This window comes from Oscillospiraceae bacterium, assembly GCA_025757685.1.
In the GTDB taxonomy this organism is placed as follows: domain Bacteria; phylum Bacillota; class Clostridia; order Oscillospirales; family Acutalibacteraceae; genus CAG-217.
Genome location: CP107220.1, coordinates 1137501 through 1160425, shown reverse-complemented (window position 1 = coordinate 1160425; position 22925 = coordinate 1137501). Strand labels below are relative to the sequence as shown.

Below are 22925 nucleotides of genomic sequence, written 5' to 3'. Positions count from 1 at the left end.
GAACTTTTTTTGATTTCCGTAAAAAAAGCAGTCGATTTTTATCGACTGCTTTATGTTTGGATTTACTTGATAATCAGCTGCCGGTGGTCTGCCGGGGTTAGGCGAATGTTCGGTGCAAAGGGGGTGTCGCCCCGATTTTCTACCTGCACGGTAACGGTATCGGCAGCACAAGCAACGGTAAAGACCGCGTCCACGCAGTGACCGTCCCGGTAGGCATAGGTGTGGCCGTCATCATCAAAGTAGCGGCTTTGGAAGGTGCCGTCGGCAATGGGATAAACGGTGAACTGCACCCGACTGGGCTTTTGGAACCCGGTAGGCCCAATGTCCAGAGGGAATACGCAGCCGCCACGCACAAAATAGGGCACGGTGCCGGTAGCGGGAATGTGCAGTGCCACTGTCTGCCCGCCGGTGTAACACCGATCGTCCTTGTACCAGATCTCACCGGACGGCAAGTAGACTTCTATATCCTCTATGCCTTGATCCAGCACGCAGGCTGCCAGCAGGTCGCGCCCCAGCAAAAAGGCAGGATCGTCCGGATGGATTTGCCGGTCGTCATAATAAAGACACAGGGGTGCCTGCAAGGGCAGCTCCTCCTGTACGCTGCGGTAGGCGGTGCTGTAATAGTAGGGCAGCAGAGCCTTACGCTGGTCAAACAGGGCATGCACACTGTCCATCACCTCCGGATAGCTCCAGGGCATGGTGGCGGAGCCGTCCGCATTCCAGGAATGAATGGTAAAGCGGGGCTCAAATACACCGTGCTGGATCCAACGCAGCAGCAGCTCCTTGGAAGGCATTTCCCCGGAAAAACCGCCCAGATCGTGGCCGTAAAAGTAAAAGCCGGACAGGCTCAGGGTCATGCCTACATAGTGACAGTAGCGCAGATCGTGGAAGGATGTATAGTTGTCACCGCTCCAGGTTTGGGCCAACCGTCGCAGACCGATCCCGGCACTGCGGGTGGAGAGAAACGGCCGTTCTGCCGGGCGCATTTCCGTTTGCGCTCGGTAAGAACTGAGTACCATTAAGTAGGTGAGCGCCGGGCGAATGTGGGCAGCCGGGGCCGCCTTGCCGCCAAAGCCCACAGCCACGGCGGTAGGGTCCTGAATGTCAAATTCGTTATTGTCGTTCCAAGTGGCGTCCATGCCGTTTTGCAGCAGTTTTTCCGTCACCTGATCGTGCCAAAAAGCAAAGGCCTCCGGGTTCGTAAAGTCCAGGTAACTGCCCAGGCCGTCCCAAAACTGGGTAACATAGGGGCTGCCGTCTGCATTCTTGACAAAGAGACCCTTGGCCGCCAGGTCATCGTACATCGGGTGGCTGGTTAGGAACGCCGGCTTGATGTTGGGAATCAGGTGCACTCCGGCGGCGTTGAATTTACCGATAAACCGTGCCGGGTCCGGGAACTTCTCTCTGTTCCAGTGGAACACGCAGCGCTGGTTGCCGATGGCGGTGTAGCCGGAGGACAGATAAAACCCGCTGCAATTCAGATCCAGCTCCCGCACTTTGGCAAGGAACGCGTCCATCTTTTCTTCTGACTTGGGGGCGTCCGTATAAGCCATGGTACTGGCGCAGTAGTCAAAGCTCCACTTGGGGGGCAGCGGCTGGCGGCCCACTGTGCGGCAAAACTGCTGCAAGATCTCTAACTTGCTGCCAAAGAATACATAGTACACCAGGCAGTCTTCAGCAGAGCGATAACACTTAAACGGCGGGTAGTAGTTGTTGATCTCCCGGCCCAGATCCATCTCACCGGGGGCCGTGGTGTCATAGAAAATGCCGTAGCAGCCTACGCTGTTTTGGCAGATGTAAAAGGGCGTGTGCTTGTAAAGCGGGTCGGTCATGGCGGCGTCAAAGCCCATGCTGTCCGCTGTGTCTATGCGAAAGCGTCGCCCGGCTTTGTTCACGCTGCCGCCCTTATCGCCCAGGCCGTAGATCCGCTCATCCCGCTCCCGCGTGATGTAGTGAGTGGCGCCGGTGCCAAACTCTTTGTCCAAATTATAGGCCAACGGCCCTCGATCCGCAAAGAGCACCCGATCGCCGATCTTGTAGGTGAGCAGCAGATTGTGGAAATCCAGCTCTGCCGTTACCCCGCAAGGCAAGGCAAAGGCGGTGCCGCTATCGTTCTCCGTGACAGTGGGCGCTGTCGGCTGAAAACCCACGGTACTCAGTCGCGCTCTGCCCTGGGGGCCGATGGACGCGTTGTCCGGGTCAATATTAAAGGTGGGCAGCAGGTCGTCTGCGTTACGATAGAGCGCCACACGCAGGCAGCTGCCGGAGAGAAAGTCCAACTGCGCCTGCCAGCCGTCGGCGGCATAAGTGCGCCCGGTGGGCGTGGCGGTGGTTTGGGTAAAGTTGTGGTCAAATTTCATTTATACCGGTCCTTTGTTATGAAGTGTTTCTTTAATGAGACGGCCGTCCGGGAAGGGCGCCATACGGCTGGGGTCACCAAAGCGCATGACCTTGGCGGTGCCTGCTTTCCAGCGGGGCAGGGCGTTGCAGTTGGGATTGCCACACTTGACAAAGTTGGCAAAGGCCGCCACCATTTGACGAGAGATCTCCCTGTCCGTATCGGTAAAGGGTCGCCAGTTGTTTTGCAGTGTACCAAAGGCATAAAGCAGGTCTGCCGTGTGCCAGGCGCCGTAGTTGTCGCCGGGCAGATCCCGGTCAAAACAGTAGGCGTAGCAGGGGCTGCCCTTGTCGTCATGAGCCCAGCGGCGGATCAGACCGGACACAAGGGCAGGAATCATATCCGCGTTGGTCATGCCCAGGATCTTTGGCATTTTGGGTATGGTGCGCATATTGAATGTGGCTTTGGTCAGCAGCTTGCCATCAAACACAGGGAAGGTGTAGAGCATACTGAGTTTGTCGCTTTTACAGGCGTCCAGCCAGGCGTAATACAGGGTGCGGGCATCTGTTTGGCGCAGGGCGTTCATATCTGCTGCTCCGGCGTTTTGGCAGATTTGGTCCCAGAATTTACCCACCTTTTCAATGGATTGGGGGCGTGCGGCTGCCCGTTGCAGTCCCGGTCCGCTCATCATAATGGCGCCTCGGTACCAGTCCCGGCACAGGGGAGAGGAGATGAGAATATCCACGCTCATCGCCCCGGCGCTCTGCCCCAGCAGCGTTACGCGGTGGGGGTCGCCGCCCAGGGCTGCAATGTTGCGGCGCACCCAGCGGATCGCCTCCAGCTGGTCGTATAGCCCGTAGTTGCCGCAGGTGCCGTCCGCTTCTTTCAGCTGCGGGTGGGCGCAAAAGCCATAGGGTCCCAGCCGGTAATTCATGGCTACAAAGATCACGCCTTTTTTTGCGTAAGCGGTGCCGCTGATGTGGCGTTCGTCGGTGGAGCCGCCGGTAAAGCTGCCCCCGTGAATGTAAATGAGCACCGGGCAGTCCTTGGCGTCCTTAGGCGCCCAAATGTTCAGGTACTGGCAGTCCTCGCTGTAAGTGAAATGGCAGCCTACCCGAAATTCTTTACTGTAAAAAGGATTGACCTTGGTATCCTCGTCAAAGCCCCGGTGCTGGTAGCAGCAGGCACCGAATTGGGTGGCGTCGTAAACGCCCTCCCAGTGCTCTACCGGCCGGGGATATTCCCAACGGGCGGCGGTGGCGTAGCGAATGCCACGGTACTCCAGGTGGTCCTCCAGCTCCAGCCCTTGCAGTGCACCGCAGGGTGTGGTGCGGGTAATGGTTTGCATATTGATTCCCCCTTATATCTGTTCATTTCCATTATATAGGACTACCTCTGCAAAATCAATTCTCTATGGAAAAAATTGCACCCGGGCGAAAAAATGGACGGCGGCTTGCAATGCCCTTGCGTTTATGATAAAGTGAACTTAATGTGCGCGGCACAGATGAAGGAGAACTGATATGAAGTTTTTGCATTTATCCGATCTGCACCTGGGCAAGCGGGTGCACGGCTTTTCTATGCTGGAGGATCAGGCATATATTCTGCAGCAGATCATTGACTGCATTGCCGCAGAGCAGCCGGACGGTGTGCTGATCTGCGGAGATATTTATGACAAGGCGGTGCCGTCGGCGGAGGCTGTGGCATTGTGCGACGATTTTTTTTATCATTTGGCGCAGCGAAAGGTGCCGGTGTTTGCCATCAGCGGCAACCACGACTCCCCGGAGCGGCTGGCCTTTGGCAGTCGGCTTATGGATGGCAGCGGGGTACACTTTTCGCCGGTTTATGACGGTGGGGTGCAGCCCTTTGTGCTGACGGATAAATGGGGCGAAGTGGGCATTTATATGCTCCCCTTTGTGAAGCCCGCTCATGTGCGCCGCTATTTTCCTGAGGCGGAGATTGACAGCTATACGGACGCACTGTCCGCCGCTGTCAGCGCTATGCAGGTGGATACCTCCCGGCGCAATGTGCTGCTGACGCACCAGTTCGTTACCGGCGCTGCCACCTCGGACTCAGAGGAACTGTCCGTAGGCGGTACGGACAATGTGGACGGCAGCGTGTTTGACCCCTTTGACTATGTGGCGCTGGGGCATATTCATCGCCCCCAGAATATGGGCAGCCCGCGGCTGCGGTACTGCGGCTCCCCACTGAAGTATTCCTTTTCAGAGGCAGGGCACCAAAAAAGCGTGACCGTGGTGGAACTGGGGGCAAAAGGGGACCTGCAAGTGCGCACGGTGCCGCTGTCCCCTCGCAGAGATTTAACGCAGCTGCGGGGTAGCTATATGGAACTGACCGCCCGGGACTATTATACCAACGGAGATTTTCAACAGAATTATCTGCATATTACGCTGACGGATGAGCAGGATGTGCCGGACGCCATGGGTCGCCTGCGCAGTATTTATCCTTACTTAATGCTGCTGGACTACGACAACGCCCGCACCCGTGCCCTGGGGCAGGTGCATGACGGTGCGGCGACGGAAAAGCAGTCGCCGTTTGATGTGTTTGCAGAATTTTACCGCCGCCAAAACGGTACGGATCTGACAGAAGAGCAGGCTGCCTTTTTGCGCAGCCAGATGGAAAGTGTGTGGGAGGAGAAAGTATGAGACCGCTAAAACTTACTTTGTCCGCCTTTGGTCCTTATGCTCGGGAGCAGGTGCTGGATTTTTCCAAGCTGGGTACCGGCGGCGTGTATTTGATTACCGGCGATACCGGTGCCGGCAAGACCACTATTTTTGACGGCATTATTTTTGCACTGTATGGCAAGGCCAGCGGCAAAAGCCGGGAGCCATCCACCTTGCGCTCCAAGTACGCAGCACCGGAGACTCCCACCTTTGCAGAGTTGACTTTTGCATACGACCGGGCGGTGTACACTGTGCGCCGCAGCCCGGAATACCGGCGGCCCAAGACCCGGGGTGAGGGCATGACTACCCAGCACGCTATGGCGGAGCTGACCTGCCCGGACGGTCGGGTGATTACCAAACAAACGGAAGTGGATGACGAAATCACCGCCTTGCTTGGGCTGGATCACGATCAGTTTTGCCAAATCGCCATGCTGGCGCAAGGGGATTTTTTGCGTTTGCTGCTTGCCAAGACAGAGGATCGCAGCCGCATCTTCCAAAAGCTGTTTGATACCGGGCGGTATGCCTGCTTGCAGGAGAAGCTGCGACAGTCTGCTTTGGAGGTAAAGCGCGCCTATGACGCCGGGCAGGAAAAATTGCGCCAATACGGCGAAGGGGTGCGCTGCCCGGAGGACTCTATGCTGTTTGCCAAAGCCCGGGCGCTGCAACAAGGTCAGCTGCCCTTTTCTGAAAGCCGAGAGGTGTTGGAACAGCTGATTCAGTTAGACACGACTGCCGCTGCGGAGAACACCCGCCAAACGGCAGAAATACAAGAGAAAATGCAAGCTGACCGGGCAGCATTGACAGCTGCGGAGCGCCGTTTAAAACTGGAACAACAGCTGCAAGAGCTGACCCGGCAGCAGGCGGAATTGACTCCCAAGCAAGCGGCGGCAGCGGATAGATTGAAACAGTGCGCCGCACAGGCAGAGGAGACGAAACCGCTTACTGCCCGCCTGGCTTTGCTGCAAGCCCAGCTGCCCAAGTACGACCGGCTGACCAAAGCACAGCAGATCTTGGCAGAGGTGCAGCAGCAGGCAGAGCAGCAAACAGCGGCATACACAGCAGCCGGTGACGCTGCGGAAAAAGCCCGCGCGGAACAAACCCGTTTGGAACAGCGGCGGCAGGAACTGCAAGGGGCGGCCGCCGGGTTGGAGCAGGCCAAGGCTGCCTGTACACAGGCCCGGCAAAAGGTAGAGGCGTTGACTGCTTTAGAACAGCAGCGGGCTGCGCTGCAAACTACGGAAAATACTTATCGCCGTGCTGCTGCCGATTACCAGGCTGCGGCAGCGCACGCCCAGCGATTGGAGCAGGATTATCAGCGCCAGAACCGGGCTTTTCTGGACAGCCAAGCCGGGGTGTTGGCGGCAGATTTACAGCCGGGTGCACCTTGCCCGGTGTGCGGCGCCACGGAACACCCTCATCCGGCGATTTTGCCCACGCAGGCGCCTACACAGTCGCAGTTGGAGGCAACCCAGCAGGCGGCCCGATCCGCTATGGCAAAGGCCACGACTGCCAGCCAGTCCGCCGGTGGCGCAAAGGGACAGTACCGAGAACAGCAGCGGGCGTTTATTGCCGGGTGGCAAGCGCTACTTGGTGATTTGCCGGAGGAGCCGCAATCGGTTTTGGCAGAAGCGCTGTCACAGGCACAGACGGCTTGTACCGTGGCGGAAGCGAATAAGCAGGCCGCCCAGGCAGCCGCAGAAGAAGCGGCGCAGGTGGAGCAGGCTTTGCCGCAAGTCACCGCGCGCACCACAGCGCGTGTCCGGCAGCAAACGGAATTGCAATTGCAGGTGCAGCAGCTGCAACAAGAGGTCAAGCAGCAGCAAAGTCGGTGTAGCGAATTGGCGGCAGAATTGCCTTTTGCTACCCAGTCAGCTGCGGAAGAGGAACAGCGTCGTTTAACGGAGAAACGAAATGCCTTAGAACAGGCACACCAAAAGGCGCAAGCTGCCGTGGCAGAGCTGGACAAGCAGGCGGCGGCCTTGACAGCCACTTTGCAGCAGACCCGGCAGCAGTTGGAGGCTTGCCCGGCAGCGGACCCGGCGGCATTGCGCGCCCAGCTGGCGCAGTTGCAGACCTGGCTGCATACGCTGACCGATCAAGGCAAGACACTGGCTGTGCGGCTCCAGACCAATCAAACGGTGCTGGATCAAATGCGGCACACGGCGGCCGAACTGGAGGCGGCGGAGCACCGCTACGGCTGGATAAAAGCCTTGGCAGATACTGCCACCGGCAACTTGACCGGTAAAGAAAAGGTCACCTTGGAGACCTATGTGCAAATGCAGGACTTGGACGCGGTGCTGGCCTGTGCCAACACCCGCTTTATGGTTATGTCTGGCGGACAGTACGAGCTGGTGCGCCGCCAAACGGCAGAGAACAATCGCAACCAGTCCGGACTGGATCTGGATGTGATCGACCATTATAACGGCACCACCCGCAGTGTAAAGAGTTTGTCCGGCGGCGAGTCCTTTAAGGCCTCTTTGTCGCTGGCGCTGGGGCTGTCGGATCGAGTACAGAGCGCCGCCGGCGGCGTGCGGCTGGACGCGATGTTTGTGGACGAGGGCTTCGGCTCTCTGGACGAGGAGTCCCTCCACCAGGCACTGCACGCCCTGACGGATCTGGCTCGCAGCGACCGGTTGGTGGGAATCATCTCCCATGTGGCGGACCTGCGCGCGGCCATCGACCGGCAGATTTTGGTCACCAAGGCTCCCACCGGCGGCAGCCACGCCACCATCCTATAACTGCATTTAGATACAAAACACCCCCGCACGGCTTGCTGCTGTGCAGGGGTGTTTTTGCTTATTGATTATTGTTTGGCGGCCTTCGCAATGCAGCCCATGGCGTTTAGGCTGCGAGGATAGCCGATGTAGGGCAGACACTGGAGCACCACTTTGGTCAGGAATGCTGCGTCGTTGCCCATGTTCATATTGCCCTTGGCGTGGGCAATCAACTGGGGCTCGCAGCCCCCTTGGGCAGAGAGAAAGCAGAAGGTGATCATCTCTCGCTGGGCCAGATCCAACCCGGTGCGGGTGTAGTAATCGCCAAAGCAGTTGGCTGCCAAATAGCGGTTGACGGTGCCGGCTTTCCAAGCCTCATTCATGTGTTCGCCAAAGATTTTGACTTGGGCGGCAATGCCTTTCTCCAGCCGATCATTCATGGTGGTGGTTGCCTGGCCGGGTAGTGGTAGGGCAATGCCGGCGGCGGTCAGCGCGTCGTTGGTGGCGTGCAGAAACGGCAGCGCACGGCCATAGCCCAGGTAATCGGTGGCCTGGTACACCATCTCTTTGACTGCCACCGGGTCAAGCCCCTCTTGCAGCGCTTGGGGCAGTGCCTCTTTGTAGGCGTCTACACTGCCGTTGCCGGTGAGAGTGGCCAGAATCGCCAGCCAGCGGGTGGTGGGCTCCAGCATGCTGTCCGGTTCGTTTCTTACTTCTTCAAGAAATGCGCCCAGTCGCTGGGTGTATTCCGGGTCTGTGCTTTGCAAACTCATTTTTCTTCCTCCAGTGCGTTATAATCTGCGTCGCTCACCGGCTCGCACCATTCGTTAGAGGCATTCTCACCGGGCACTTCCATAGCAATGTGGGAGAACCAACTGTCGCCCTTAGCGCCGTGCCAGTGCTTAACCTCCGGCGGAATGGTGATGACCATGCCCTCGTGCAGCGCTACCGGAGCCTTTCCCCATTCCTGGTACCAGCCCTCACCGGCGGTGCAGATCAGCAACTGACCGCCGCCTTTTGTGGCGTGGTGAATGTGCCAGTTGTTGCGGCACCCCGGCTCAAAGGTCACATTGGACAAATGCAGCGCCGTGACCTGGGGATCGGTAAGGGGATTCAGATAAGAATTGCCTACAAAGTATTGGGCATAAGCCGTGTTGGCGGCGCCTTTGCCAAATGCGTTGGCACCGACAAAGGCTTCTTCTGTTGCGTATTTCATAGATAAAATCTCCTTGTTTTGGTTTCTTTTATCATAGCACTTTGAGTTTACTCCAAGTCAAGGGGGTTCGGTAAATTTTTTTCGTTTTTTTGCTGCCGCTTGACAGCAGGCGGCAGCTATGCTACAATACGGGACGAAAATTCGGTTGTGGATTTTTCCGGAGTTGCTCATCTTTTCGCCACACACTCTTTGGAGTGCGTGGCTTTTTTATACCTGCACGCAGAAAGGAAAACAGATGGACGAACAGTTTATGCGCAAAAAGGCAGTGTTGCCGCTGATTACCTCTATGGCGCTGCCCATGGTGCTCTCCATGCTGGTGAACGCCCTTTATAATATTGTAGACAGCTACTTTGTGGCCCGCATCAGCGAGGACGCTATGACGGCGTTGTCCCTGGTGTATCCCTTGCAAAATCTGGTCAACGCCATTGCCATCGGCTTTGGCGTGGGGATCAGCGCCGTGATCGCTTTGTATTTGGGCGCCGGAAAGCAGAAACGCGCGGACCAGGCAGCCACGCAGGGTATGCTGTGGGCGCTGGTGCACGGGGTGCTGCTCACCGGCGTGTGTATTGCCATCATTCCGCTGTTTTTGCAGGCGTTTACCAAGGATCAAGCGGTGATCGATCTGGGAGTGCGCTACGGGCGTATTGTGTTTGGTTTTTCCATTATTATCAACGCAGACTTGGCATTTGAAAAGATTTTTCAGGCAGTCGGTCGTATGAAGGTGACCATGGTGGGTCTGGGCCTGGGGTGCCTGGCCAATATTATTTTGGATCCGCTGTTGATCTTCGGTCTGGGGCCGTTCCCCAAAATGGGCATTGACGGCGCAGCGCTGGCTACCGGGCTGGGTCAGGTGCTTACTCTGGTGATCTACCTGCTGTTCTATTACCTGCGCCCCATTTCTGTCAAGATCCGCTTGCAGCATCTTCGGCCGTCCCGGCACCTGGTGGGTCGCTTGTATGCCATCGGTATTCCGGCGGTACTGAATTTGGCTTTGCCTTCGGTGCTGATCTCTGCACTGAACGCCATCTTGGCTACATTCTCTCAAACCTATGTGCTGATTTTAGGCGCATATTACAAACTGCAAACGTTTCTGTACCTGCCGGCCAACGGCATTGTGCAGGGCATGCGCCCGGTGATTGGGTTCAATTACGGCGCCAAGGAATATGGGCGGGTCAAGCAGATCTTCCGCACCGTATTAGTGATGACTGCTGCCATTATGGTGGTGGGCACCGTGCTGTGCCTGGTGATTCCCGGTCAACTGATCGGTCTTTTTACCGAGAATGCAGCTACTGTTGCCGCCGGTAAAACAGCGCTGCGAATCATCAGCGGCGGGTTCATTGTGTCCGCCGTATCGGTGACTGCTTCCGGTGCGCTGGAGGGACTGGGCAAGGGCACGCCGTCCTTAGTGATTTCTCTTTGCCGGTATTTGGTCATCATCGTCCCGTTGGCATTCCTGCTGAGTCGAGTGCTGGGCGCCGCCGGTGTGTGGCATGCCTTTTGGATCACCGAGTTGTTCACCGCCGGTATTGCCCTGGCGGTGTACCGCAAAGCCGTGCAGATCAAAGTCTGATTATAAATGCACAGAACAAAGCCGCACAGATCTTTCTGTGCGGCTTCTTTGCGTCTATTTATTTTATGCTGTTTCTATGCTGCTTAGGAAGCGCAGAAACTGGGCTTTACCGGCTTCATTACGGTCAAACACGCCGCACTGCTCCAAAATGGCAGCAAAGACTTTGCCCACTTCCTGTTGCAGAATGTCCATGCAATTCTCGGCGGTTAAGGCGTTCTTGGCGGCGATCTCCATTGCCCAGTCCTTGTGTTTGGCAATGCGTTCGTCGGCGGCAATGTCTGTGCCATGGAGCAGTGCGTCACGCAACAGCTCCAGCTCTGTCTTTAACCGGGCGGGCAGTACTGCCAAACCCATAACCTCAATCAGGCCGATATTCTCTTTCTTAATATGATGGTATTCCGGGTGGGGGTGGTACAGTCCGTCCGGGCATGCCGGGGTGGTAATGTTGTTGCGCAGCACCAGATCCAGTTCATATTTACCGTTCCGGAACCGTGCGATGGGGGTAATGGTGTTGTGGGGTGTGCCATCGGTCTCGGCGTAGATAAAGGCATCCGGGTCCGTATAGCCGCGCCAGGCTTGCAGCACTTTGTCTGCCAGGTCGCAAATGCGCGCCGGTTCATCCCCACGCAGGCGCAGTACGGACATGGGCCACTTGACGATTCCGGCCTCAATATCTTTATATCCGGCAAAGGCATAGGGGGTCTCTATCGGTGCCTTTGTCATAGCAAAGGTATAGTGCCCGCCTTGGAAGTGCTCGTGGGTGAGAATGGAGCCGCCTACGATGGGCAGGTCTGCATTGGAGCCTACAAAATAGTGGGGAAACTTTTCTACAAAATCAAACAGCTTTTGGAACGCGCTGCGGTCGATTTTCATCGGCGTGTGCCGGCTGTTAAATACAATACAGTGCTCGTTATAGTAGCCGTAAGGCGAATACTGCAAGAACCAGGGGCCGCCGCCCATTTCCAGGGGAATGATCCGGTGGTTTTGCCGTGCCGGGTGATTGACCCGCCCGGCGTAGCCCTCGTTCTCCTTGCACAGCTGGCACTTGGGGTAAGCGCTTTGCTTCATTTGCAGGGCAGCCGCAATGGCCTTGGGGTCCTTCTCCGGCTTGGATAGATTGATGGTTATATCCATATCGCCGTAAGGGGTGGGAGTGATCCACTTAGCGTCCTTGGCCAGTCGGTCCGCACGAATGTAATTGGTGGTCTTGCTAAAGGCGTAGTAATCATCTGTGGCTGCCTTGGGGCTCTCTGCGTACAGATCCCAAAATCGGCGGATCACCGCAGAGGGTCGCGGGGTCAGCAGACCCATCAGCTTGGTGTCAAAAAGATCCCGGTACACCACAGAGTCCTGGCACAGCCCGTTTGCGCAAGCATAGTTTAGCAGAGAGTCTAAAATTTCCGTCAGTGCCGGTTGGCCGGTGACGGTGCGTTCCTCGTATGCGTCCAGCTCCAGCGCCGCCAGCAACGCATTGACAGCCCAGGTGCGATCCGCCTCTTCAATCAGGCCGGTGCGTACGCCGTAATCTGCCAGCGCTGTGATTCCCTCAAATACATCCATGATTCTACCTTCGCTTTCTGCCCTAACAGCGGGATTTTTTGGAGCCTTTATTTTACCACATTTTGCCCTGCGTGGCAACCGATTTGCACAAAAAGGACGGAATTTGCTTTGACGGCTCGCTTTCTATGCGCACCCAAACAGGCGTCTCTGCATAGTATGCAGAGAAAAGGAGAGATGGTATGTTTAGTTATATAAAAAAATTGCAATACCCCATCAATATTAAGAATCCGGATCCCCGCGCTGCGTCCATTATCATCAGTCAGTACGGCGGCCCGGATGGGGAACTGGGTGCCAGTCTGCGCTATTTGTCCCAGCGGTATTCTATGCCGTATCCGGAGTTGAAGGGTCTGCTCACGGACATTGGTGTGGAGGAGCTGGGGCACCTGGAAATGATCGGCGCCATGGTGCACCAACTGACCCGCAACTTGACGGAAAAGCAGATCGAAGAAAATCCCGGATTTGCCGCCTACTTTGTGGATCACACCGCCGGTGTGTATCCAACCTCTGCCAGTGGCTCCCCTTGGAACGCAGCGAGTATCGGCGTAAAGGGCGACACCATTGCCGACCTGAACGAGGATCTGGCGGCGGAGCAAAAGGCGCGGGTCACCTATGACAACATTCTGCGCCTGGTAGACGATCCGGATATTATCCAACCAATCAAGTTCCTGCGGGAGCGGGAGATCGTCCATTATCAGCGCTTCGGTGAGGGGCTGCGGGTAGCCACCGATAAGCTGAACAGCAAAAATTACTATATGACCAATCCGTCGTTTGACAAATAAGCCGATAAAAATACCCCGGTACAAAGTTGCATTGCCTTTGTGCCGGGGCGTTTTTTTATTTGGTTGTAAGGGCGGTGAGCAGGGCGCGGCAGCCGGTGGCGATATCCTGATAAGCGCGGGCGAAATCCCGGCTGTACCAAGGGTCGGCCACATCGCCGCCGTGGGCATAGTCCAGCAGCTTTTTGATCTTATGCTGCGGGTCGCCGCCCAGCATACGGTGCAGATTACGCACATTGTTGCCATCCATGGCCAGCAGCAGATCGTAGTAGTCATAATCGGCGACAGTCAGCTGTCGGGCGCGCTTGCCGTCACAGGACAAGCCGTGGGCAGCCAACTCTGCCTTGGCAGGCGGGTACACCGGATTGCCTTTGCCGTGCCAGATCTCTTCTCGGCTGGTGGCAGCGGACGCAATCTCAAATTGATCTGCCAGTCCCACCTGCCGCACCATATCCTTAAAGATGAATTCCGCCATAGGCGAGCGGCAAATGTTGCCGTGGCACACGAACAAAATGCGTATCGGCCGGTTCGTTACGCTCATTCTGCCAGCTTGGCCAAAATGGCGTCTACCGCTTCTGCAGTGGGTGCGGTCTCAGAGAAACTCTTGTCCCGGGCGGTCAGCTCCACCACGCCGTTTTTCAGATTCCTGGGGCTGACGATCACCCGCAGGGGTACGCCCAGCAGATCTGCGTCGGAGAACATAACGCCGGCGCTGACAGAACGGTCATCGTAGATCACTTCTACGCCCTTCTCCTGCAAGGTGTTGTACAGTGTATCGGCAAAGGCGCGCACTTCTTCATTGTCTGCACGCACAGCACACAGGTGCACCTGCCAGGGGGCAATGGCCTTGGGCCAAATGGGACCGTAGTCGTCGTGGTGCGCCTCGCACACAGCGGCGGCCAGTCGGCCAACGCCAATGCCGTAGCAGCCCATGATCGGCACACGGCTCTTGCCGTCCCGATCCGTATAGGTCATACCCATAGGCTCGGTGTACTTCTTGCCCAGCTGGAAGATGTTGCCCACCTCAATACCACGGGAAATATGAATGCTCTTTTTGCCGCAGCAGGGGCAGATACCGCCCTCAACCACCTTGGCAAAATCGTGGTATTCCGCGCCGGGCACATCCCGCTGCATGTCCACGCCGGTGTAGTGGTAATCCGTCTCGTTGGCACCGGCACACAGGTTGTTGCGCCCCTCCAGGGAGCGGTCGTATAGCACGGTAAAGTCGCCGCTTAGGTTGGCAGGACCGATAAAGCCGGCGTGCAGACCACATTCTTCTGTAATTACTGCCGGATGAATTTCCTCACCCAAAAAGTTGGTGAGCTTGGTCTCGTTCACTTCCAGGTCGCCTCGCAGGAACAGTACCACATATTTGTCTTCATTATTGGTCTGGTACACCACGGCCTTGGCACTGTCCTTAGAGTCGGCGTGCAGATAGGTGCATACTTCCTCAATGGTGTGCATATCCGGGGTGTGCACTTTAGTCAGCGGCTGGGAGGGGGCATTTTCCACCGGCTCCAGGATAGACTCGGCAGCCTCCATGTTGGCCTTATATCCGCAGTCGTCGCACAGCACGATAGAGTCCTCACCAATGGGGGTCAGGAACATAAATTCGTGGGATACGCTGCCGCCCATCATACCGGAGTCTGAAGCAACAGAGATCACCTCCGGCACACCGGCGCGGGCAAAAATGCGCTCATAAGCCTTGTGGCACTTTTCGTAATAATCGTCCAGGTCCTCCTGGCTGGTGTGGAAGGAGTAAGCGTCCTTCATAGTGAACTCACGCACACGGATCAGTCCGGCTCTGGGGCGCGCCTCGTCCCGGAACTTGGTCTGAATTTGATAGATCATAAAGGGGTACTTGGTGTAGGTGCCGGCGTATTCTCGCACCAGTTGCACCGCAGCCTCCTCGTGGGTCATACCCAGCACCATATCGGCACCGTTGCGGTCCGTAAAGCGCAGCAACTCTTTGCCGATACTCTCATACCGGCCGGACTCTGCCCACAGAGAGGCGGGCATCACCACCGGGAACTGCACTTCCTGACCGTCCAGGGCGTCCATCTCTTCCCGCATGATTTGCTCCAGCTTCTTCAGCACCCGCTTTAAGGGCGGGTAAGAGGAGTAAATGCCGTTTGCCACATACTTGATGTAGCCGCCGCGCACCATCAGGGCGTGGCTGTCTACCTGACAGTCTGCCGGGCGCTCCTTAAAGCGATCGCCAACTAAGTGTTCCAGTTTCATACAAAAAACCTCCAAAAAATAAAGCCCTAAGCCGATCTGTGACGATCGGTTTAGGGCGAATCATTGATCCGTGTTACCACCTAAATTCAGGCTGAGCCTGCACTCTGCGCGCTCTGTAACGGGAGCTCCCGGTACGCCTTAATAGCCTTTGCGTTCGGCGCACAGCTCAAAGATGGGTTCCTCCGCCGCCTGCCCAGGCTTGCACCGACCGCCTGTTCTCTCTGCACAGGGTGGGGGAGTACTGTTTCTCGTCCTTGCTGTTACCTTGGTATCATAGCAAATCGGGAACGAAAAGTCAAGAGTGCTCCGGGTTTGTCTGATCTTTTCTCTGTCCGGTGCAGCGGCGAGCCAAGCCGCGCACTGCCGGATCCAGTCGCGGCTCCAGTCCCATGGCGATTATCAGCGCCGCCACGGTGAGCAGGAGAAAGAACATGCCCTGCATATACCAGCCGGGCAACCCGGCGCACAGCTTGACAGATAGCTTGTTGAGCCAGCCATATAAATTGGGCTGGTTGTGAATGGCCATCAGGTACAGAGCGTGTACGCCCAAGTAGGCGAGACCTTTGTTCAGCATTGGCACCTTGCCCAGCGCCAGGCTGATACCGAGGATTCCGGCGCAGCCCAGTGCAGCCGCCGCCAAACTCAGCAGCGGGCGAGAGGCAGTCAAATCGTACATATCCTGTGGCGCTGCCTGCGCCAGCAAGCCACAGCCGACAGTCAGCACAGTGCCGCCAATGCCGCAGGCGACAACCATCGCCGGCTTGGTACACTGCTTTTGCAAAGAACGAAACACACCTTGCAGCAGGGTACCAATAAACAGATAAAAGGCCGCCTCCATGGGGCGAAGAACTGTCAGCCCTACCATGCCCAGCACCCGGCCCACGCCGGTCAGGGCGGCAAAGTCCACGGCTCTGCCTACACCGGCTGCCAGCAAAAACAGCCCGGCTAGGAACAACCCTTGTGCCCAGCGGGGCAGCGTGCTGCCGATGAGCAGACTGCAAAGCAGTTTGCCAAAAAACAGGGTGCTGAAAAACCAAAGTACATTAAATCCGCACCCAACCAAAGCGGCAATGCCGTCCAGTGCCAGTGCCTTGTAGTTGCCGTGGCCTGCAATACAGGTCACCGCGCTGCACAGCAGATAAATGGCGCTGAACAGAATGTAATAAAACAGCAGCCGGGCGTTCTTCTCCCAAAAACGACGGAGAGAAAAGCTGCATGCTTCCCTTTGCATGACCAGCCCGGATACCACAAAGAACAGGGGCATCACATAGCCGCCCAGCGCCGTATGCAAAGGCGAGGTGGGCAGGGTGTTGTACAGGATCACCGAGAGAATGCCCAACCCTTTGGCAATATCCAGTTCTATTATACGCCCGGTGCGAGGCGGCATTGCCGATTGCTTCATTTTTCCGTCTCCTTGTGGAATATAAGCTTTATACAATTTTATTGTAGCAACCTGCCTACGGCTTGTCAATTCTTTTATCCCTGCCGGATATAGGCGCTAATCAAAGGAAAAACGCAACTTATTCTTTACATCGGCGCCAAAAAATGGTACTATAGATTGTATTGCTTTGCACCGGTAGTGCTGCAAAGCGCCAAATTTTGTTGGAGGTACTGTTTATGACCAGTGCACAAGTTTGTATTCTGATCTCTATAGCCGTGTACCTGATCGCTATGCTGGCTATTGGTATTGTGTGCTCCAAGCGCAACAATACAGTGGACGATTTCTATTTGGGCGGCCGTCGGTTGGGGCCGGTGGTTACTGCCATGAGTGCCGAGGCGTCGGATATGTCCAGCTGGCTGCTGATGGGTCTGCCGGGCGTTGCCTATCTGACCGGTGTTGCAGATCCGGGATGGACAGCCATTGGCCTTGGTGTGGGCACTTACATCAACTGGCTGGTGGTGGCACGCCGTCTGCGCCGGTATTCCGCCCGTATTGGCGCCATTACCGTGCCGGACTTTTTCTCCCGTCGATTTGGAGAGAAAAAACATATTCTTACCGCCATGGCAGCCATTTTAATTATTGTATTCTTTGTGCCGTACACAGCCTCCGGTTTTGCTGCCTGTGGCAAGCTGTTTGGCACGCTGTTCGGTATGGACTATCATGTGGCAATGATCATTTCCGCCATTGTGATCGTGGGCTATACCGCTACCGGCGGGTTTACTGCTGCGTCTACCACTGACTTAGTGCAGAGCATTGTAATGAGCATTGCGCTGGTGGTGGTGCTGGTGTTTGGCGTGTCTAAGGCCGGCGGCGTGGGCGCCGTGGTGGAGAATGCGCAGAGCATGAGCGGCTATCTGTCCATGACGGCTACCTATGACCCGGAAAGCGGCAAATCCGCCACATACAACTTGTTGAAAATTTTGTCTACCGCCGCCTGGGGGCTGGGCTACTTTGGTATGCCCCACATTCTGCTGCGGTTTATGGCCATTGAAGATGATCGCAAATTAAAGACCTCTCGCCGCATTGCTACCATTTGGGTCGTGATCTCTATGTTCATTGCCGTGGTGATCGGCGTAGTTGGCTCCGCTATGGTCAAGAACGGCGCTATGGGTGCGCTGGCAGACAAGGAAACCATTATTGTGCAGATCGCCAATCTGCTGTCCCAGCACGGGGTAGTTGCTGCACTGCTGGCAGGTGTGATCCTGGCGGGCATTTTGGCCAGCACTATGTCCACGGCGGACAGCCAGCTGTTGGCTGCCTCCTCCGGCGTCAGCGAGAATATTTTGGGCAGCCTGTTCAACCTGAATTTGTCTGCCAAGGCTAAGATGATCGTGGCTCGGGTGACCCTACTGGGTATTGCCGTGGTAGGCATCTTTATGGCTTGGGATTCTAACGCTTCTGTGTTTAAGATCGTCAGCTTTGCTTGGGCGGGCTTTGGCGCGTCCTTTGGTCCGGTAATGCTGCTGGCACTGTTTTGGCGGCGCTCCAACCGCTACGGCGCTGTGGCCGGTATGATCGCCGGCGCGGTAATGGTGTTCCTGTGGAAGTATTGCATTGCCGATCTGGCACCGGTTTTGAAGATTTACGAGCTGCTGCCTGCGTTCCTGTTTGGTCTGCTGGTGAATGTGGTGGTGTCCCTGTGCACCCCTGCGCCGGACAAAGAGGTGCTGGAGCAGTATGACGCGGTAAAGGCAGAAAAATGAGCCCTTTGAACGATCCGAGAGAAGCGTTGCGCCGTGCCCTGCAATATGATGCCGGAGATCCCAAGCGGATACAGCATTTGATCAAGGTGTATGCTTTTGCCGAAATGATCGCCGATGGGGAGCATTTGCCCGACGCGCAGCGGCGCGTATTGCTGACAGCCGCTGCACTTCATGATATTGGTATTCACAATGCTCAGCTGCATTACGGTTCCTCTGCCGGTAAATACCAAGAGCTGGAGGGCCCGCCGGTGGTATGCCAACTGCTTGCAGACTGGCCAAAGGATTTTGTGGAAGAAGTTTGTGATCTGGTGGCCAGACACCATACCTATACCGGTGTGGACCGATTGACTTTGCGCATTTTAATTGAGGCGGACTTTTTGGTGAATGCGTATGAGGAGGGGCTTTCTGAAGAAGCCGTGCAAGTCGGCAGAGAAAAGCTGTTCACCACTGCGACGGGAAAGCGCCTGTTGCAAATGCTTTATGCAGTATAAGATAATAAAAAACGCAAGGTGTATTTCGCACCTTGCGTTTTTTTGTGTCGTTTAAGATTTATTTTACAAAGCGGATCAGCCGATTGGTAAGTAGGGCTGCCAGCAGGATCTTGCCACACTCCGGCAGCAGGAATGGCACCACGCAGGTGGCCAGCGCCGCTTTTAATGTGGCTTTGTAAGCAATGATGAACCACACGGTGCCAAAGGCGTAGCACACAGTCAGGCCGATCACCATAAACAGGATCAACTGCCAAAACTTGTGACCGAACTTTTGCACCAAAGCGCCGGTGATCAGTGCGGTCAGGACAAAGCCGACAATGTAGCCGCCGGTGGGACCGGTAATGGCTGCCACGCCGCTTTTGAACCCGGTAAAGATGGGCAGTCCTACCATACCCAGCAGAATGTACACGATCACGGATACGGTGGAGCGCTTCCACCCCAGCAGTCCGGCGCACAGGCAAACGGCAAAGGTCTGCATGGTAAAGGACACGGTCATGGGCACGGCGATCTGGGCACACACAGCGATCAGTGCGGCGAACAGACCGATATAGGCAATGTCTACCGTGCGGAGTTTTTTCTTCTTCTTGCTACTTTCGGCAGCTGCGGTTGTTTCTGACATACTTTTTACCTCACATTGAATTTTGTACTATTATGCCTTGATTTTGCGTAAATGTCAACCAAAATCGTAAAATAAGTTGACAATTTGCAATTCCACGGCAAAATTTTGCACGATTCCTGCCCTATTGCACAAATTCTTTGACACTTTTTTGTGCACTGTACTGAATTTTAAGAATTTGGTCCATACCGGTAGGCAAAGGCCGCGCCAGCGTGTATAATGGTGCTGATTTTTGAAGAAGGAGCGCACTTATGCAGCTGTTAGAAACAAAAAAAGAGAATTATATCGGCCAGGCAGATCCATTTATTCTGGAAAGCGGCGGTCGATATTACATTTATACCACCGGCGATGATGGCATTTACGCTTACAGCTCGGATGATCTGCTCACCGGTTGGCAATTTCACGGTATGGTGTTTACCGTGCCTGGGGAGCATAGCTTCTGGGCGCCCAGCGTTATTGAACTGGATGGTACTTATTATATGTATTGTTCTTATGAGTTCTTTGGCGATACTCCGGATCAGGGCGGCCATCGGGAGGCGCTGTTTGTCAGTCAGGCGGATAATCCCCTGGGTCCCTTTGGGCAGGAAAAGCAGATCCTGCATCCCTTTTCCATTGACTCCCAGATTGTGCAGAACGAGAGCGGTCTGTATTTGTTCTATTCTACCAATACGTTTGAGGTTGACCGGATCGGCACTTATATTGTGGTGGATAAGATGCTGGATCCGTACACCCCGGCAGGACACCCGGTGCCGGTGGTGGTGCCCACCCTGGACGAGGAGATCTTCCGTCGGGATCGGTACAAGACGGGCCAGCACTGGCACACCATTGAGGGCGCCTGCTACTTTCGGGAGGGGGACTGGCAGTATGTAATGTACAGCGGCAACTGCTACTTGCAGCCTACCTATTATATAGGATATGCCCGAGCCAAGACGGACGAAACGGATCTAACTAAGATCAAGTTTGAAAAGGTGCCGGATGACCATACCTATGCACCGGTGATTCGCGCCAATGATTGGGAGGAGGGCACCGGTCATCACAGCGTGATCAAGAAGGATGGCGTATGGTACGCGGTGTACCACGCCCGTAATGTGGAGGACGACGGTTTTGAAGGCGACCGCCGCAACGCCCGCATTTGCCGATTGGAAGTGAAGGACGGCACCATTACCGCTCACCGCTATCCGGATCATATATAGGCATAATGCACCGCTGCTCACTACCAAATCTTGTGTACTGTATGCTGCCGGCGTACTAATGTTTACAGTTTGTTCATAAAAATCTCGCATTTGCTTGCATTTTTTTGTTGAAATTTGAGCAGCAAGATGATATACTACTACTATACTTATAAGGAGGGTACTGCCTTGAGTAAAGAAAAGAAGCTTGCTAAAAAAGAAGCGAAGGCGGCCAAGAGAGAAGCAAAGGCTGAAAAGGCACTTGCTAAGGCAAACGCCAAAGCGGAAAAGAAGCATGCAAAGGCTTATGAGAAATTCGTAAAAGAAACTACGAAGAAAAACGAAAAAGGGGAAAAGAAAGCGGCCGCAGGCGGCAAAGCATTTACCGCCATTGCCATTCCGACCATCGATGCTTTCCAGACTAAGGGAGAGATCAAAGCAGAGAAGGCCGGCCAGAAGGCATACGCTAAGTTGGTCAAGAAGATCGACAAGAAGAATGCTAAGCTGGAAAAGAAGTGCGCTAAGAAGGGTAAACCTTTCGTTCCGATCCCCACACCGTCTCAGGACGAGATGGCGGCAAGACCGGAGAACAAGGGCGGCAAGATCGTCCTAATTGTGATCCTGATCCTGCTCATTTGGTTCTTGATCTACTTTATCGTTCGTTTTGGCGCGTTTGTTTACAATCCCGCCCAGGAAACGACGGCTGCGGAAGAGGGAACAAAAGTGGCTCAGACTTACGATGCGTATTCCAACCCGCATAAGATTACAACCACACCGGATTACAGCATTGCGGATGCGAAACTGCTGCTGAAGCAGACCATTCACGATAACTGGCAGGAGGTTGGCTACAGTGCGGATCCGTCCAGCAGTTCTATCTCTTACAACAATAAGGTAGTTACTGTTAACGGTGCAGATTGCTATGTGTTTAGCTGCTCTGGCAAGACTTTTGCTGTGGCTGTTAAGTTGTCTGCTGTGTACTATGCACATAATGGCGAGTACCAGCCGCTGACCTTTAACAACACCAATTACCTGTTTAAGTAATTACATACAGCCCACCTTTTTCAGGTGGGCTGTTTTTCTATGTGTTTTCTATTCTAAAGATAATATTAGTCATAGAAAAAGACCGCTGTGTTTTCCACTGCGGTCTTTGTTACTTATGTTATAGTGTGCTGATGTCGTAGGGTGTGCGTTGGTAAACAAAATAGTTGAGCCAGTTAGAAAAAATCAGGCTGGCTGTACTTTTCCAACTGACCAAGGGCACCAGGTTCTCATCATCGTGGGGAAAGTAGTTGTAGGGCCTGTCAATGTCCAGTCCTTTGCTCTTGTCACGAAAGTATTCTTTGGCCAGTGTATCTCGGTCGTATTCACTGTGCCCGGTAGAGAAGAAGTTGCGGCACTCCATATCGGACAGCAGGCAGACACCGGCAATATCACTGTATGCCAGGATCTGTAAGTCCTTTACCTGGGCAATGTCCTGCCGCAGAATTTCCGTATGCCGGGAGTGGGGAATGTAAAACACATCGTCCAGTCCCCGCATCAGTGGATGGGTCACATCTAAACTGCGGTGGGGGAATACGCCGAACATCTTTTTGCTGAGCGGGTGCTTTGGAATACCGTAGTGGTAGTACAGCCCCGCTTGCGCGCCCCAGCAAATATGGAAGGTGCTATATACATTGGTCTTTGTCCAATCCATGATCCGGCAAAGCTCGTCCCAGTAGTCCACTTCCTCAAAAGGCATTTGCTCCACCGGCGCGCCGGTGATGATCATACCGTCGTATTTCCTGTCCTTTATCTGATCAAAGGTATAGTAGAACTTGTCCATGTGACTTTTAGAGGTATGCTTGGCAGTATGACTGCTTACCTGCAGAAAGTCCACATTCACTTGCAGCGGCGTGTTACTCAGCAGACGCAGCAGCTGGGTCTCCGTGTCGATCTTGGTGGGCATCAAATTTAATATAATGATATGCAGGGGGCGGATGTCTTGCGTGTCCGCGCGCTTGTTGCTCATGACAAAGATATTCTCGATTTCCAAGCTTTGCTTCGCCGGCAATTCGTTATCAATACGAATGGGCATTGCAGATTCCTCCTTATACATTATATATATCGTTTAGCCATTATAGCAAATTGAGCACGGAATTGCAACCCAGTAAAAAAGTTGAAATTGGGTCTTGACATTTGCTGATCGGCGCGCTATAATATCACACGTTGCTTAACCGCAGCGCAGCCGACAGCAAGGCGCGGACGCTTGATTGTTTTGATCCCGCCGCTGTTAAAAAGATGAAAAACTTGAAAAAAGATGTTGACATTTGCGGCAAGTTGTGGTATAGTTATCTAGCGCTCGAGAGAAGAGCGGCCGGCCGAAAGGACGGTTAAGGACCTTGAAAATTAAACAACGACGAGAAAGTAAGGAAC

Annotated in this window: 18 protein-coding genes and 1 other annotated feature; of the genes, 8 read left to right on the top strand and 10 right to left on the bottom strand. The window is 54.9% G+C overall.

Annotated features, from left to right (window positions below; translation table 11 throughout):
• Positions 1-62 precede the first annotated feature (62 nt).
• Complete coding sequence (locus tag OGM59_05335; protein ID UYI90127.1) at positions 63-2360, bottom strand: DUF5110 domain-containing protein; 2298 nt, start codon at positions 2358-2360, stop codon at positions 63-65.
• Positions 2361-3686 (bottom strand): carboxylesterase family protein, encoded by a 1326-nt coding sequence (locus tag OGM59_05330; GenBank protein UYI90126.1) that lies wholly within the window; start codon positions 3684-3686, stop codon positions 2361-2363.
• A 172-nt stretch (positions 3687-3858) separates the two neighbouring features.
• Here OGM59_05330 and OGM59_05325 point away from each other — a divergent pair, with 172 nt between their 5' ends.
• Together OGM59_05325 and OGM59_05320 are read left to right on the top strand one after the other, a co-directional pair.
• Complete coding sequence (locus OGM59_05325) at positions 3859-4998, top strand: exonuclease SbcCD subunit D (protein ID UYI90125.1); 1140 nt, start codon at positions 3859-3861, stop codon at positions 4996-4998.
• Positions 4995-7754 (top strand): SMC family ATPase, encoded by a 2760-nt coding sequence (locus OGM59_05320; GenBank protein ID UYI90124.1) that lies wholly within the window; start codon positions 4995-4997, stop codon positions 7752-7754. Before OGM59_05325 ends, OGM59_05320 begins: the two co-directional genes overlap by 4 nt.
• A 65-nt stretch (positions 7755-7819) precedes the next feature.
• On the opposite strand, the gene OGM59_05315 is transcribed toward OGM59_05320, so the two are convergent.
• Positions 7820-8503: a carboxymuconolactone decarboxylase family protein gene (locus OGM59_05315; GenBank protein UYI90123.1), complete on the bottom strand. Its 684-nt coding sequence runs from the start codon at positions 8501-8503 to the stop codon at positions 7820-7822.
• Positions 8500-8946 (bottom strand): cupin domain-containing protein, encoded by a 447-nt coding sequence (locus tag OGM59_05310; protein UYI90122.1) that lies wholly within the window; start codon positions 8944-8946, stop codon positions 8500-8502. The genes OGM59_05315 and OGM59_05310 overlap by 4 nt, the downstream gene beginning before the upstream one ends.
• Positions 8947-9181: 235 nt before the next feature.
• On the opposite strand from OGM59_05310, the gene OGM59_05305 reads away from it, so the two are divergent.
• Complete coding sequence (locus tag OGM59_05305) at positions 9182-10516, top strand: MATE family efflux transporter (GenBank protein ID UYI90121.1); 1335 nt, start codon at positions 9182-9184, stop codon at positions 10514-10516.
• Between the two features lie 63 nt (positions 10517-10579).
• Here the strand turns inward: OGM59_05305 and galT are convergent, their stop codons facing one another.
• The gene (gene galT / locus OGM59_05300) at positions 10580-12076 is read right to left on the bottom strand and encodes a UDP-glucose--hexose-1-phosphate uridylyltransferase (GenBank protein UYI90120.1); all 1497 of its coding nucleotides are present in this window, start codon (positions 12074-12076) and stop codon (positions 10580-10582) included.
• A gap of 179 nt (positions 12077-12255) precedes the next feature.
• Between galT and OGM59_05295 the strand changes: the two genes are divergently transcribed.
• Positions 12256-12855, top strand: coding sequence for a manganese catalase family protein (locus OGM59_05295; GenBank protein UYI90119.1), 600 nt, complete (start codon positions 12256-12258; stop codon positions 12853-12855).
• A 55-nt stretch (positions 12856-12910) separates the two neighbouring features.
• Here the strand turns inward: OGM59_05295 and OGM59_05290 are convergent, their stop codons facing one another.
• The 3 genes from OGM59_05290 to OGM59_05280 all read right to left on the bottom strand — a co-directional run bounded on the left by OGM59_05290 (position 12911) and on the right by OGM59_05280 (position 16495).
• Positions 12911-13393, bottom strand: coding sequence for a low molecular weight phosphotyrosine protein phosphatase (locus OGM59_05290; protein UYI90118.1), 483 nt, complete (start codon positions 13391-13393; stop codon positions 12911-12913).
• Entirely contained in the window at positions 13390-15093 is a 1704-nt protein-coding gene (locus OGM59_05285; protein UYI90117.1) for a proline--tRNA ligase, read from the bottom strand. The genes OGM59_05290 and OGM59_05285 overlap by 4 nt, the downstream gene beginning before the upstream one ends.
• Before the next feature lie 48 nt (positions 15094-15141).
• Positions 15142-15357: a binding site (T-box leader), on the bottom strand.
• Positions 15358-15388: 31 nt separating this feature from the next.
• Positions 15389-16495: a hypothetical protein gene (locus OGM59_05280; protein ID UYI90116.1), complete on the bottom strand. Its 1107-nt coding sequence runs from the start codon at positions 16493-16495 to the stop codon at positions 15389-15391.
• Between the two features lie 215 nt (positions 16496-16710).
• Between OGM59_05280 and OGM59_05275 the strand changes: the two genes are divergently transcribed.
• Both OGM59_05275 and OGM59_05270 read left to right on the top strand, forming a co-directional pair.
• Entirely contained in the window at positions 16711-18237 is a 1527-nt protein-coding gene (locus tag OGM59_05275; protein UYI90115.1) for a sodium/proline symporter, read from the top strand.
• Complete coding sequence (locus tag OGM59_05270; protein UYI90114.1) at positions 18234-18728, top strand: HD domain-containing protein; 495 nt, start codon at positions 18234-18236, stop codon at positions 18726-18728. The genes OGM59_05275 and OGM59_05270 overlap by 4 nt, the downstream gene beginning before the upstream one ends.
• A gap of 58 nt (positions 18729-18786) precedes the next feature.
• On the opposite strand, the gene OGM59_05265 is transcribed toward OGM59_05270, so the two are convergent.
• Positions 18787-19347 (bottom strand): biotin transporter BioY, encoded by a 561-nt coding sequence (locus OGM59_05265; protein UYI90113.1) that lies wholly within the window; start codon positions 19345-19347, stop codon positions 18787-18789.
• A gap of 248 nt (positions 19348-19595) precedes the next feature.
• On the opposite strand from OGM59_05265, the gene OGM59_05260 reads away from it, so the two are divergent.
• Together OGM59_05260 and OGM59_05255 are read left to right on the top strand one after the other, a co-directional pair.
• Positions 19596-20537: a glycoside hydrolase family 43 protein gene (locus OGM59_05260; protein UYI90112.1), complete on the top strand. Its 942-nt coding sequence runs from the start codon at positions 19596-19598 to the stop codon at positions 20535-20537.
• A 165-nt stretch (positions 20538-20702) separates the two neighbouring features.
• Complete coding sequence (locus OGM59_05255; GenBank protein ID UYI90111.1) at positions 20703-21554, top strand: hypothetical protein; 852 nt, start codon at positions 20703-20705, stop codon at positions 21552-21554.
• A gap of 118 nt (positions 21555-21672) precedes the next feature.
• Here the strand turns inward: OGM59_05255 and metA are convergent, their stop codons facing one another.
• Entirely contained in the window at positions 21673-22587 is a 915-nt protein-coding gene (gene metA / locus OGM59_05250) for a homoserine O-succinyltransferase (GenBank protein ID UYI90110.1), read from the bottom strand.
• Between the last annotated feature and the right edge of the window lie 338 nt (positions 22588-22925).